The organism is Undibacterium sp. GrIS 1.2 (genome assembly GCF_040544435.1).
Lineage (GTDB): Bacteria > Pseudomonadota > Gammaproteobacteria > Burkholderiales > Burkholderiaceae_D > Undibacterium.
The window spans coordinates 24,061-36,442 of the sequence record NZ_JBEONP010000012.1 but is presented as its reverse complement, the minus strand read 5'-3'; the positions used below and the strand labels follow the sequence as shown (position 1 = coordinate 36,442).

Here is a 12,382-nt window from a genome sequence, read left to right as displayed (position 1 = left end):
TAGATCAGCGTTTAAAAGCCAGCAGTAAAACTCCGCCAGCGACCATGGTAATACCTGCCCATTCGCGCAGGGAAGGGCGTTCATCCAGGAATATAAATGCGAAAACAACCACTAACACCAGACTCAACTTATCAACCGGCGCGACCTTGGATGCGTCGCCTATTTTTAGAGCCCGGAAGTAACATACCCAGGATGCGCCAGTAGCGAGGCCAGACAAAATCAGGAACAACCAGGTTTTCGAGGATAGCTCAAAAGGATTCGACCATTTGCCGGTATAGGCGACGAATGCGGTTAGTACAACAACGATGATCGCAGTGCGGATTAATGTGGCCAGATCAGAATCCACCCCCTGAATGCCTATCTTCGCAAAAATAGCGGTCAATGCCGCAAATACAGCGGAGAGGATCGCCCAATAGAACCAGCCTGTGGATGAGGCCATGTTTTTCTCCTTTTAAAGATTTATCCATCATAAATCTAAACCATACGCAGCATTGACAAAAAATTACTCCGCTCATTTAGAGCAAGGAAAGTAAGACGTTTTAGCGAACCCGTTCTCCACGCCAAGCTTAATGAGCGCGTCAGTCCAAATGAGATGGATACTGGTTGAGTATAGTTGTTAGCAATATACTCCCCATAAAATTTATTAAAAATGTCTGATTGTCCAAAGAATATATGGACAATTAAAATATACTTACTATGAGTATATTTATTTACAGAGATTGATTTAACCTACATTGGTAATCTGCATGTACGCATGCATGACTCAATCAGACCAAAGTATTTAGCTTCATCCAACGCCAAACCCGAAGATATTTCCTAAACATTTCCCAAACATTTCACCTTGCCGCACTGCAAAACATGTGCTATCTTATAGTTTGCTATCTAACTATTAGTCTACTTATCTTATGCCCTCTATCGAAGAACGATTTTCCGCCGCATTACACAATACGGCGCGTACCTGGCGCCAAGCGCTGGACCGGCGCTTGAAGTATTTGGGTGTTGGCCAAGCAAGCTGGATGGCGATTGCGAGTATCGCAAAGGCCGGTAAGCCTTTATCGCAAACCGAGTTGGCTAATTTGCTGGCCGTGGAAGATCCGACCATGGTTGCGATGATTGATCGCTTGGTCAAAGCAGGCTTGGTCAACCGGGTGCCATCGCAAACTGATCGGCGGGTAAAGCAAGTGGTACTAACCGATGCCGGTAATGAGATTTATCTGAAAGTGAAAGCCGAAGCCGACGCGTTTCGGGCTGAATTTTTGTCTAAGATTGATCAGGAAAAACTGATCGCTGCGACCGAATTATTAGAAGCATTGCAAGCGGCGGCGGAGTTGGCGTAATGAGCAGTGCATCTTCTGCCGCCTCGGGCGGAGCGACTATCCCCACAGTTGACGATCCCAGCGTCAATCGTTTCATGATCACGATTTCTATCATGCTGGCGACGATTATTCAGGCGCTGGATGGCACCATTGCCAATGTCGCGTTGCCACATATGCAGGGCAGCTTATCAGCGTCGCAAGATCAAATCACTTGGGTATTAACCTCATTTATTGTAGCGGTCGCCATTACTACGCCTTTGACTGGCTGGTTGTGTGATCGCTTTGGTCAAAAGAATATTTTCTTGATTTCTGTCGCCGGTTTTACGTTCGCCTCAGTCTTGTGTGGTTTGTCCGGTTCCCTGGGGCAGATCGTTGCTGCACGCTTGTTACAGGGGGTATTTGGGGCAGCGCTGGTGCCTCTGTCGCAAGCGGTTTTACTGGATATTAATCCGCGCGAAAAGCATGGTTCTGCCATGGCCGTTTGGGGCATGGGTGTGATGATAGGGCCGATTCTTGGCCCGACGTTGGGTGGCTGGCTGACGGATAGTTATAACTGGCGCTGGGTGTTTTTTATCAATGTGCCGCTGGGCACGATGGCGTTTTACGGTATCTGGAAATACATCCACAAAACGCCGGCAGCACGCCGCATGAGTTTTGATATGTTTGGTTTTGCCACCTTGAGTATCGCGATTGGTTCTTTGCAAATGCTGTTGGACAGAGGCGAGCAGAACGATTGGTTTTCTTCTACCGAGACTTGGGTAGAAGCGATCATTCTGGCGATGAGTTTTAGCTATTTTGTAGCGCATACCGCGTTACGGCCGGCGGGTAAATCGTTCCTCGATTATCGGCTGTTAAAAAACCCTAACTATGTGACGGGCCTGCTGTTTATTTTTATCGTTGGTATGGTGCTGTTTGCAACGCGTGCTCTGGCGCCGTCCATGCTGCAAGGCTTGATGGATTACCCCGCCAAAATTGCAGGCCTTGTTACCGCCCCTAGCGGTCTTGGCACCATGTTGGCGATGATGGTGGTAGGACGCCTGGTGGGCAAAGTTGATCTGCGAATTTTATTGGGTGTTGGCTTCTCCATCACCGCATTCTCGCTATGGCAAATGACCCGTTATACCTTGGTGCTATCGCAAAGCGATATTGTCTGGCCCGGCGTGATTCAGGGGATTGGACTGGGCTTGGTATTCGTGCCTTTGAGTGCCGCGACTTTTGCCACACTTACGCCAGAAATGCGCGCTGACGGTACCGCGATTTATAGTTTGGTTCGTAATATCGGCAGCAGTATTGGCATCGCTCTGGTGCAAACGCTGTTAGTGCGCAATACCCAAATCGCCCATTCTTCGCTGGTCGAAAAAGTCACCAGCACGAGTGCGGCTTTTCAGGACAGCACAGTCGCCTCGGTCTATAACCTGGCGACAACCACCAGCTTGACGACATTAAACGGCGAAATCACGCGGCAAGCATCGATGATCGCTTACGTCAATGACTACTGGTTGATGATGATCATGACCCTGATGGTGATCCCACTGTTAATTTTGATTCGTCCGCCGAAAAAGAATGCGCCGATAGAGATTGATCACGCGGCGATGGACTAAGGACATGGCGATGAATACTGCTAAAAAAATGGCAATCACTTATTTTCAAACCAGATTAACAATCTGCTTTAACTCATCTCAAATCGTGAAAAATACGACTGTGAAAAATTCTTTCTTACTCAAAAGAGCTGCGCAGCTTGCGCTTATGTTGGCTATTGCTGGCTGTGCCAGTATTCCACCAGATCAAAATCTGTTTCCGCAAAAAGATATCGCAAGCGCACAGCTGGCATCAGACATTAAATTGGCAAGCGAAGGGTGGCCGGACAAGCAATGGTGGATGCAGTATGGCGATGCACAATTAAATCGTCTGATCGCACAAGCTCTGACCAATAGTCCAAGTCTGGGTACGACTGCCGCGCGTATTGGTTCTGCCAACGCAGCGTTGAAGATCAATAGTGCTGATCTGGCACCCGAGATTAATTTTAACGGACAGGAAACCCGGCAACGTTATTCCTCCAATGGCTTGTTTCCAAAACCGATTGGTGGCAGCTATTACACGGAAACGATTCTACAAGTGCAGGCGCGATATGACTTTGACTGGTGGGGAAAGCATCGGGCACAAATCGTCGCGGCAGTGGGTGAAGTCAATGCGCGTCGTGCCGATTATGCGCAAGCTGAGTTAACTTTAGCGACAGCGATTACGCAAAGTTATTTCAATTTACAAAGTCAATGGGCACTGCTCGCCAGCATGCAAAAAAGTGTCGCTAAACAAAGCGACATCGTGGCAGATAAAGCGAAGCGTGTTCAACATGGTTTGGCAACCGCGGATGACCAGCGGATGGCCGATGCAGAACTCAGTCGTATGAATGGACAGATTGCACAGATCGAAGCGCAAATTGGCGGAGAACGCGAAGCTTTGCGCGCTTTGATTGGTGGTGATAGCACAGCATTAGCTGATTTAAAACCGCAAGAGTTGCATGATATTTCTCACGCGCTACCCGCTAAATTAGGCATGGACTTATTGGCCAGAAGACCGGATTTACAAGCATCGCGCTGGCGTGTCGAAGCATCCTTGAGCCGGGTAGAAGCGTCGCAGGCGGCGTTTTATCCAGATATCAATTTAACCGGTTCCTTAGGTTTAGATTCTTTATCGCTAGACGATTTGCTTAAATTTGCCAGCCGCACTTTATACATTGGCCCGACCATATCCTTGCCGTTGTTTGATAGCGAACGTATTCAGGCCCAGCTTGGTGCCAGTCGTTCGCAACGCAATGAGGTGATTGCCGATTACAACCAAAGCGTTTTCATTGCTGTGCGTGACGTGGCACAACAAGCGATCAATGTGCGCGGCATCGATAGCAAGCTGCAACAACAGCAAAAAATAGTACAGACCAATGCAGAAATGCTCCGCTCAGCGCAGGCTAAGTTAAAACGAGGTCTGGCAGAGCGCGGAACAGTCATCAGCGCAGAACTCGCCTTGTTAAGGCAGCAGGACGATATGTTGCAACTGAAAAATCAGCAACTGCAGGCAGAGGTATCTTTGATTAAAGCGCTGGGCGGCGGTTATCTGGCTGATCCGGTAATGCTGAATACAAACTTCCATCAGCAAGCGGCTCAGAGTCATTGATACATAAGTCATTACTCTTCAGTCAAATTTTTTTAAAAAATTAGCCCAAAGTAAAACAGATTAGCACTCACTGTAACTAACAAAATCAACAGAAATCAACGGAATATTCGCCATGACGACCGACAACGACAATCTACCGAATTCTAATAAACGTAAGTTCGTTTTATTAGGGATCACCTTATTTTTTATTTTGGCAGGTATTGCCTACGCCATTTATTACACTTTGGTTTTATCGAAAGAAGTAGATACCGATAACGCCTACGTCGGCGGCAATTTGGTCACGCTGTCTTCGCAAGTCACGGGCAATGTGCAAGAGATTCGTGCAGATGAAACCCAGTTAGTGAAAGCAGGCGCAGAGATATTAAAGCTCGATCCGATTGACGCCAATGTCGCACTGAGCCAGGCAGAAGCTCGCCTTGGTACGACAGTAAGACAGTTGCGTGAACGTTATTCGAATGTGGCGCAATACGAGGCGACTATCGAGCTTAAAAAGTTGAGCTTAAAAGATGCAGCAGATGATCTGGCGCGTCGCCAGCCTTTGGCCGCTGACCATACCTTGTCCGGTGAAGAAGTCGCACATGCAAAGCAAGCTGTCGATAACGCGAAAGCTTCGCTCGACGTAGCAATCAAGCAGGCAGATGCCAGCCGTGCTGCGGTCGCCGGAGTGAGTCTGGTGGATAATCCTAGCGTCTTATCTGCAAAAGCGGATTATGTACAAGCCTGGCTCGCGGCTCGCCGCAACGCGGTACTAGCGCCGGTTACTGGCTACATTGCCAAACGCAGTGTTCAAGTGGGTAGTCGCGTCACTCCGGGTACAACATTGATGTCGATAGTGCCGCTGGATCAGCTATGGGTTGATGCCAATTTTAAAGAATCAGAATTGCAAAATATCCGTCTGGGACAAGCTGCCCGGATCGAGGCAGATGTGTATGGCAGCAAAGTGGTGTACCACGGCAAAGTGGTTGGATTATCCGCAGGTACTGGCAGCGCTTTCTCCTTGCTGCCTGCACAAAATGCCACGGGCAACTGGATTAAAGTCGTCCAGCGGGTACCAGTGCGTATCTCCCTGGATCCAAAAGAATTGGCAGAACACCCTTTGCGCATCGGCTTATCAACGTTGGTCACTTTGGATGTGAGTCATCTCGATGGCGCAACATTAGGCGCACCAATGCCCGCAGCGCCGGTATATGCGACCCAAACGTTAAGTCAGCCTGTGCAAGAGGCAGAATCCGCCGCCGACGCGATTATCAAAAAGAATTTGGCGAAGTAAATCAAGGCCGTAGATCAGCTTGATGATCGGAAGCGATTTAACCGAAGTCGGTCGGTGTTGAATATGCAGACCAATCTTAGTATCAAGCTGAAATAGCAGAGCGCAGTGCATAGGAAAAGTCCTCTATGGTCTGCGTTTTTACATTGAGCTTACCAAGAGTTTGCCAACCGTAAAGCTCGCAGGCTAATCAGAGTTCAATTGATGACGTTAAATATACTAAGGGTAAGTATATTTAATTGTCCATATAATCATTGGACAATAAGACATATTATTAAAAAATTAGGGGGAGTATATTGATTTTCCTACTATTCTCACCTTCGATTCAACCGGCAGTTTCAACTACGATTTACTTTTACGCTGATCAAATAAAAACTTCATCAACGCAATGCTGGCGATCAAACTGCCGACGGTGCCGACCCACATCCAGCCACCGTTAACGTACAAGCTACTGCCAATACCCGATCCGGTTGCACCACCGGCAAAAATACAAGTCATGTAAATACTGTTGATGCGACTTCGACTAGCCGGGTCTAGCGCATACACTTCCCGCTGACCAATCACCATACTGATTTGCACGCATAGATCCAGCAATACGGCAGTGATTCCCAATCCGATCACACCTAAAGCGGGGATCATAAGCGAAGGCCAAAAACTCAAAATGGCACCGATCATCGCCATCAAACTACCGATGCGCCCATGTCCCGCATCTGCAAGCCTGCCAGCAAACGGCGCAGCAAATGCACCGGCAGCGCCTACCAAAGCAAACAGGGCTATCTGCGTTTGAGAAAAACTAAAGTGACGCGCCAGCTCCACCGGTGCAACCGTCCAGAATAAGGCCATAGAGCCAAACATGCTCGCTTGATAAAACGCTCTTTGTCGCAACACCGGCTGGTAACGAAATAGTGTCAGTAAAGAGCGCAATAACTGAAAGTAAGTGGCAGAATGTGCTGGCTGGCGTTTAGGCATTGTCACCAGCAGCAACACAACAATCAGCACCATTAATACGCTGGCCATCAAAAATACGGCGCGCCAGCCGAAGTGATCAGCGATCAGACTCGCAATTGGACGCGATAGCAAAATACCGAACAACAGGCCACTCATGACACTACCGACCACGCGACCACGGGTAGATTCATCCGCCATATGCGCCGCCAGCGGTACGATCATTTGCACCGACACGGAGCTAAATCCGATGAGGATAGAAAAGAATAAAAAAACATTGGGGCTATGTGCGGTCGCCGCACCCACCAGACTCACCATCGCAACGACCAAAGTGCTGACCATGAGCTTACGGTTTTCCAGCAAATCACCGAGCGGTACCAGCAACAACATCCCAAGCGCATAACCTGCTTGCGTCAGAGATACGATCAAGCTGGCAACGCTATCGGTCAAGCCGATTTCTGGCGCAATCAGCTCAATCAACGGTTGAGAATAATAAATATTAGAGACTATCGCACCACAACAGAATGCGAAGAACATCACTAAATTTTTGGTCAGTACTGGTTTAACGGGCGTGTTTTGGTTGGAAGAATACGATGAGCTGGTCATGGAAGTGCCGATATGTCTGATATAAAAATGTAGGACTGATGCAAAGCCATGTGGTCAGCTTTGCATCAGTCCTACAAAAAAGAGTTAGAACGCAACTGGTTCAATGCACTCTAGAATACTCGAATCAGCAATTTGGCGTTGACTGGTCAGTTACAGAACTGCCCTGCAAAAATTGTGAAATAGTTATGTGGTCATTGCTAACTAAATAAGATGATTTTTATAGTACCTACAAAATTTTATGATCACTTATGCGATATCGCTTTTTTCAGAATGCAGATGACTTAGCGGCATAACTTTGAGCAAACAAAATTTTGCCTACTCAAAAGTACCTCTTCGGACGATAAAAAAATACTTTGCCGACCTAGGCATGGATGAAGAAATTTCAATAATTGAAATTAACTCTCAATATAATTTTGCTCCTAAGTATTTCATCTAGCGCAATAATAGGTTGAGTAAGATTTAAAGGCCAAATATTAGCGAATTAAAGTGATAAATTTTATTATTGTACAATTGCAACTTTACATAACAAAGCCTTCGGAGAACTAGATGCGTTTTAAACATTTTTACATGGTGCTTGTTTTTTTTAGCCTTTTCACGGGAATTGCTCGGGCAAACTCCCCTGAGTCAGGTTGGTGGTGGAATCCTGCTGAAGGCGGCAGAGGGTACTCAATAGAAATTCAAGATAATCAATTGTTTTTTGCCGCCTATTCATATGATTCAAATAAACAGCCGGTGTGGTACTACAGCTCAGGAACATTGACGGGAGATTCTTCTTACTCAGGACGTGTCGTAAAAGCTGTCAACGGTGCATGTTTTGGCTGCTCAGAAGGAGCGCCGCAGAGTTTGGACGTAGGGTCAATGTCAATTAACTTTAATGGTGGGAAAGATGCGACCCTAAACATACTTGGATTTACAACTAACATAACGCGATTTGATTTCGTAAATGGTGATAATACCAACTATCCAAATGCTTGCTATGGAGAATGGGCAGCTACGATGGGTAACGCTTCTTTCCCAGTTTATTATGGTGAACGCATGAGATTTCAGAATGTATATAACTCTGGTGGAACCACTTATTTGTCCGGCAATCGGGCTGGAGCTTCCGGAGCTAATAACATCGCATTATGCAGCTATAGTCCTTCAAATAAAACTTGGGGTGTCCTTGTCGATTCTTCAACCAACTACTATGAATATTTTAGTTTTCAATTTACTGGGTTTAATCGAATGGAAGGAACGACATGGACATTTCTCAAGGGCACTACATTATCAGGCAATGGCCTCAATTTTGTCGCGTTTAGAACGGCGTCAAAAAGTTCTGTTCTAGGTCAAGGTGGACCAAGTACAACTAAATTAATCTCACCTAAAAGTGTGGCCCAAATTCGAGAGGGTTCGACGATAGTTTTAGATCCAGCTGTCGTTCAAAAGATAGCGAACCTGCGATCTGCGCATGATAAATCTATCGCAGATTATATGATTCAAAATGGTCCGGTTTTACCAACACTACAGACTAATTTATCCAACTTACAGCGAGCAATGACTACAATGCAAAAGTAGCTGTATATCCCATTCAGGTACTGAGCATTTGTGAGATTGACTTTTCGCTATATCTGCGCGATGTTTCCAAAGTCAATCTAATTTTTAAAGCCTGTAAATACAGCACCCTCGACTCCATCGGGCTGCATGGTCAAGACATATAAGCGTTTGGTATTTGGTTCAAAATATGCGTGGCCGGTAACATTGATTTTTGCAAAAGTACATGGCACGTCGTCAAAAATAATACTTGCATTGAATACATTTCCCCTCTGATAAGGCGCGAAAGATCCAGAGAAAGTACATCCGTTGTTAGTTGTGCCTTTGAGAGCGCCACTTGCATCTACTGTGAGAGTGGTTAAATCTCTACTTGGCGGTAGTGTTGCTTGATAATCAGAGCTTCCAAACGAAATAGCTCCGCTATAACTTCCTACGACATCCAGTAAATTAGCTACTTGTTGATATTGTGGCTCATAACTTAAAACATCAAAATCAACAGTAAATGCAAGGGGTAAATGATTTATCGAGCTGCTAAGTAATCTAGGGCCATTAATGCCATAACTTGAGGTAACTATAGATCCTTGAAAAGAATAAACAGGGTTGGGGGTATAACCCTTGTCGGATACGCTTACGAATCGAAAATAATTTGACCTAAAAACGCCGTCAGATAAACTACCTTTTCCTGTAGCGAAATAAGCAATAGTTGATGAATCTTGATAAGCGAATTGGACTATATAAAACGTACCATCGTTCAAGATTAGTTTGGAAACTTTGGATTTTTCTGATATTGACATTCCATCATATAAGCCTTCAGCTCCAACAAGAGCAAAAGGGTCTGGTTGGGATTTTGTGTCACTGCCACCACCACAAGAGGTAAGGATAAGGCTGAAAACCATAGAAATGGTTATTTTAGAAAATCTTACTTGGAACATATTTTTCCTGAAGTTGTATGAGTGTTTTTTGAGTAATGTGATTAATCATAATTGCTTATTAAATAAGTATTTACTAAATAATAACATAACTGTTCGACCCTACTCACATTGTCTAGGCCTAAATTTAAATTATTAATATGGCAATTAAATGAGGTGGTGATGAATTTATAACTTTCGGTGAAGAACATTAAAAAAACCAGCTTACAATTTTTACAAGTTATTATTTTTACGACTTTGGATTCTGTTTGTTTTTGAAATTTTAATCATCCTTAATCTGAGTAGATAGGAGTTAAGAAATGTCCACAAAACTAAGGGAAGCTCACCTAACTTTCTCAGCCTGGATGCATTTTAAATAATTCGCTGGCTGGTTTATTTTTTGGAATTTTGTTACAAACTTGTCCATGACTGCTAGATGTAGCAGGGTTTGTTTTAGATTGGTTATTTGTATCTCGGTCAAATCGATGAGCAATATTTTTTCTTATTCAACATATGTTTTTCAATCTGGGGGCAAAGTAGAGTAAAAAATTGAAAAATAAAAAAGGACTAACAGAAATAAATCTGTAGTCCTTGTTCTAATTGGTCGGGACGGAGTGATTCGAACACTCGACCCCGTGCACCCCATGCACGTACGCTACCAGGCTGCGCTACGCCCCGACACTAAGCGAAGGATTATAGTGCATGCTTAGGTTTTTTTCCATGGAAAATTATGGTCGTTTTATGCGGTGTAGTTTATGAATGGTAAAGACTTGAATTACCTTGATATGCTCTCGCATGCTATTGCGTGAGTCGATATTTATCTAAATTTGACTAAATTATTTTCACACTTAAGCAAAACCTGTGACAATAGTGATCTTATTGCTGCATCTATGTTGCGGCCCTAGCCGATCAATTTTAAATATGAAAGTGTAGAACAAAGTATGTCCATCAAAATTAGTCAAAACTTTGACGCAGGTGCTATTGAGGTTGTGAGCGCGGTGCAGGCTGATGCGATTGAATTGAAGTTGCGTAAAGATTCGCATGCTGATATCGCACAATGGTTTTACTTTCGGTTGCAAGGGGCACGTGATCAGGATGTGGTGATGCGTGTATTGAACGCGGGCGACTCTACTTACCCGGCGGGTTGGCAAAATTATCGTGCGGTAGCAAGCTACGACCGCGAGAACTGGTTCCGTGTGGACACCGAGTTCGACGGTAAAGTGATGACGATCAGTCACTCCCCCGAATTTGATAGCGTGTATTACGCTTATTTTGAGCCGTACAGCTGGGAACGCCATTTGGCGGTATTGGGTAGCGTTGAGCAATCACCTTTGGTTCGTGTAGAGGATTTAGGCAGCACGGTCGATGGCCGCGATTTGAATATGATCGTGGTCGGTGATCCTGCTGCCACTAAAAAAGTCTGGATCATCGCACGTCAGCATCCGGGCGAGACAATGGCCGAGTGGCTGGTAGAGGGCACTTTAAACGCCTTGATCGATGTTGCGAATCCGATTGCGCGCCGTATCTTGGATCAGGCAGTTTTATATATTGTGCCGAATATGAATCCAGATGGTTCTGTACGCGGTAACCTGCGCACCAATGCAGCGGGCGCTAATTTGAACCGCGAGTGGATGACCCCATCGTTAGAAACTAGTCCGGAAGTTTTTCATGTGAAAAATAAAATCCATGAAATTGGTTGTGATTTGTTTTTGGATATCCACGGTGATGAAGCCTTGCCATATAACTTTGTCGCTGGCAGCGAAATGTTGGCGGGCTTCAGTGAAAAACAGGCGGCTGATCAGCAAGCATTTGTAGATAGTTTTGTGGCCGCTAGCCCAGATTTCCAAACCAAGTTTGGTTACGAGGCGAGCAAATACAATGAAGACGTATTGAAACTGGCATCCAAATACATCGGCCATACTTTTAAATGTGTATCTCTAACCTTGGAATTACCATTTAAAGACAACGCTAATTTGCCAGATTTAGAAGTCGGCTGGGATGGCGCGCGTAGTATGAAATTGGGTGAAGCAATGTTGCAGCCGATGTTGACCGCCTTAAACAATGTGACGAAGTAAGCTTTAAAACTAAGTTTAAAACTAAGTTTAAAACTAAGTTTAAAACTAAACGAAACAATCAAGGTCTGAATAGTATGGGCATAGAAATTGAACGTAAGTTTCTGGTAACGAATACTGACTGGAAGCAGCAAGGGCAGGGCGTTCATCTATGCCAGGGGTATATCTGTTCAGACCCTGGTCGTATCGTGCGGGTCAGGGTAGAGGGTGAGCAGGCAATGCTCACTATTAAGGGCAAGACTGAGGGGATTTCTCGCGGTGAGTGGGAATACCCTATCCCTGTTCAAGAGGCGAGAGAGTTGCTATCGGGCTTGTGCGCGCAGCCTTTAATTGAAAAATACCGTTACCGGATTTTGTACCAAGGGTTTACGTGGGAAGTCGATGAATTTTTGGGTGACAACGCTGGGCTGATTGTGGCAGAAGTCGAGTTGGAATCTGAGTCGCAAGCGTTTTCTCGTCCGGCTTGGTTGGGTGAGGAAGTCAGCCACGATCATCGTTATGCCAACGCGAATTTGCTGAAACATCCATTCTGTCAGTGGTAGCAACGGCGCCCTGGCGTGCCTGCTCCTA

10 protein-coding genes and 1 tRNA gene are annotated in these 12,382 nt (G+C 45.4%); 7 read left to right on the top strand and 4 right to left on the bottom strand.

The genetic code is table 11. The features are described 5' to 3' along the window. Positions 1-4: 4 nt before the first annotated feature. Complete coding sequence (locus tag AAKU61_RS07140; RefSeq protein WP_354330865.1) at positions 5-439, bottom strand: EamA family transporter; 435 nt, start codon at positions 437-439, stop codon at positions 5-7. 466 nt (positions 440-905) lie between these two features. Between AAKU61_RS07140 and AAKU61_RS07135 the strand changes: the two genes are divergently transcribed. From AAKU61_RS07135 to AAKU61_RS07120, 4 genes are all read left to right on the top strand, one after another. Further along, positions 906-1,337 carry a MarR family winged helix-turn-helix transcriptional regulator gene (locus AAKU61_RS07135; protein ID WP_354330863.1) on the top strand — a complete coding sequence of 144 codons (432 nt, stop codon included), beginning with the start codon at positions 906-908 and terminating at the stop codon, positions 1,335-1,337. Then, positions 1,337-2,917 (top strand): MDR family MFS transporter, encoded by a 1,581-nt coding sequence (locus AAKU61_RS07130; RefSeq protein WP_503012589.1) that lies wholly within the window; start codon positions 1,337-1,339, stop codon positions 2,915-2,917. The genes AAKU61_RS07135 and AAKU61_RS07130 overlap by 1 nt, the downstream gene beginning before the upstream one ends. An 85-nt stretch (positions 2,918-3,002) precedes the next feature. Next, entirely contained in the window at positions 3,003-4,484 is a 1,482-nt protein-coding gene (locus tag AAKU61_RS07125) for an efflux transporter outer membrane subunit (RefSeq protein WP_354330861.1), read from the top strand. A gap of 112 nt (positions 4,485-4,596) precedes the next feature. Continuing rightward, on the top strand, positions 4,597-5,754 hold the full coding sequence (locus AAKU61_RS07120) for an HlyD family secretion protein (protein WP_354330859.1): 1,158 nt from the start codon (positions 4,597-4,599) through the stop codon (positions 5,752-5,754). A 339-nt stretch (positions 5,755-6,093) separates the two neighbouring features. On the opposite strand, the gene AAKU61_RS07115 is transcribed toward AAKU61_RS07120, so the two are convergent. Continuing rightward, on the bottom strand, positions 6,094-7,302 hold the full coding sequence (locus AAKU61_RS07115; RefSeq protein ID WP_354330858.1) for an MFS transporter: 1,209 nt from the start codon (positions 7,300-7,302) through the stop codon (positions 6,094-6,096). Between the two features lie 546 nt (positions 7,303-7,848). Between AAKU61_RS07115 and AAKU61_RS07110 the strand changes: the two genes are divergently transcribed. Beyond that, positions 7,849-8,856, top strand: a complete 1,008-nt coding sequence (locus tag AAKU61_RS07110; protein WP_354330856.1) for a hypothetical protein — start codon at positions 7,849-7,851, stop codon at positions 8,854-8,856. A gap of 77 nt (positions 8,857-8,933) precedes the next feature. Here the strand turns inward: AAKU61_RS07110 and AAKU61_RS07105 are convergent, their stop codons facing one another. Both AAKU61_RS07105 and AAKU61_RS07100 read right to left on the bottom strand, forming a co-directional pair. Beyond that, positions 8,934-9,764 carry a hypothetical protein gene (locus AAKU61_RS07105; protein ID WP_354330854.1) on the bottom strand — a complete coding sequence of 277 codons (831 nt, stop codon included), beginning with the start codon at positions 9,762-9,764 and terminating at the stop codon, positions 8,934-8,936. Positions 9,765-10,341: 577 nt separating this feature from the next. After that, a tRNA-Pro gene (locus AAKU61_RS07100) sits at positions 10,342-10,418 on the bottom strand. A gap of 263 nt (positions 10,419-10,681) precedes the next feature. On the opposite strand from AAKU61_RS07100, the gene AAKU61_RS07095 reads away from it, so the two are divergent. Together AAKU61_RS07095 and AAKU61_RS07090 are read left to right on the top strand one after the other, a co-directional pair. Then, a complete protein-coding gene (locus AAKU61_RS07095; protein ID WP_354330852.1) occupies positions 10,682-11,815 on the top strand; it encodes a M14 family metallopeptidase in 1,134 nt (377 codons plus the stop codon). 74 nt (positions 11,816-11,889) lie between these two features. After that, the gene (locus AAKU61_RS07090) at positions 11,890-12,354 is read left to right on the top strand and encodes a CYTH domain-containing protein (RefSeq protein ID WP_354330850.1); all 465 of its coding nucleotides are present in this window, start codon (positions 11,890-11,892) and stop codon (positions 12,352-12,354) included. Positions 12,355-12,382: the final 28 nt, after the last annotated feature.

What these genes read in the sequence shown, in the direction of transcription:
- AAKU61_RS07140 (WP_354330865.1), bottom strand. Translation starts at nt 439, where the DNA reads ATGGCCTCATCCACAGGCTGGTTCTATTGGGCGATCCTCTCCGCTGTA.
- AAKU61_RS07135 (WP_354330863.1), top strand. Translation starts at nt 906, where the DNA reads ATGCCCTCTATCGAAGAACGATTTTCCGCCGCATTACACAATACGGCG.
- AAKU61_RS07130 (WP_503012589.1), top strand. Translation starts at nt 1,337, where the DNA reads ATGAGCAGTGCATCTTCTGCCGCCTCGGGCGGAGCGACTATCCCCACA.
- AAKU61_RS07120 (WP_354330859.1), top strand. Translation starts at nt 4,597, where the DNA reads ATGACGACCGACAACGACAATCTACCGAATTCTAATAAACGTAAGTTC.
- AAKU61_RS07115 (WP_354330858.1), bottom strand. Translation starts at nt 7,302, where the DNA reads ATGACCAGCTCATCGTATTCTTCCAACCAAAACACGCCCGTTAAACCA.
- AAKU61_RS07110 (WP_354330856.1), top strand. Translation starts at nt 7,849, where the DNA reads ATGCGTTTTAAACATTTTTACATGGTGCTTGTTTTTTTTAGCCTTTTC.
- AAKU61_RS07105 (WP_354330854.1), bottom strand. Translation starts at nt 9,764, where the DNA reads ATGTTCCAAGTAAGATTTTCTAAAATAACCATTTCTATGGTTTTCAGC.
- AAKU61_RS07095 (WP_354330852.1), top strand. Translation starts at nt 10,682, where the DNA reads ATGTCCATCAAAATTAGTCAAAACTTTGACGCAGGTGCTATTGAGGTT.
- AAKU61_RS07090 (WP_354330850.1), top strand. Translation starts at nt 11,890, where the DNA reads ATGGGCATAGAAATTGAACGTAAGTTTCTGGTAACGAATACTGACTGG.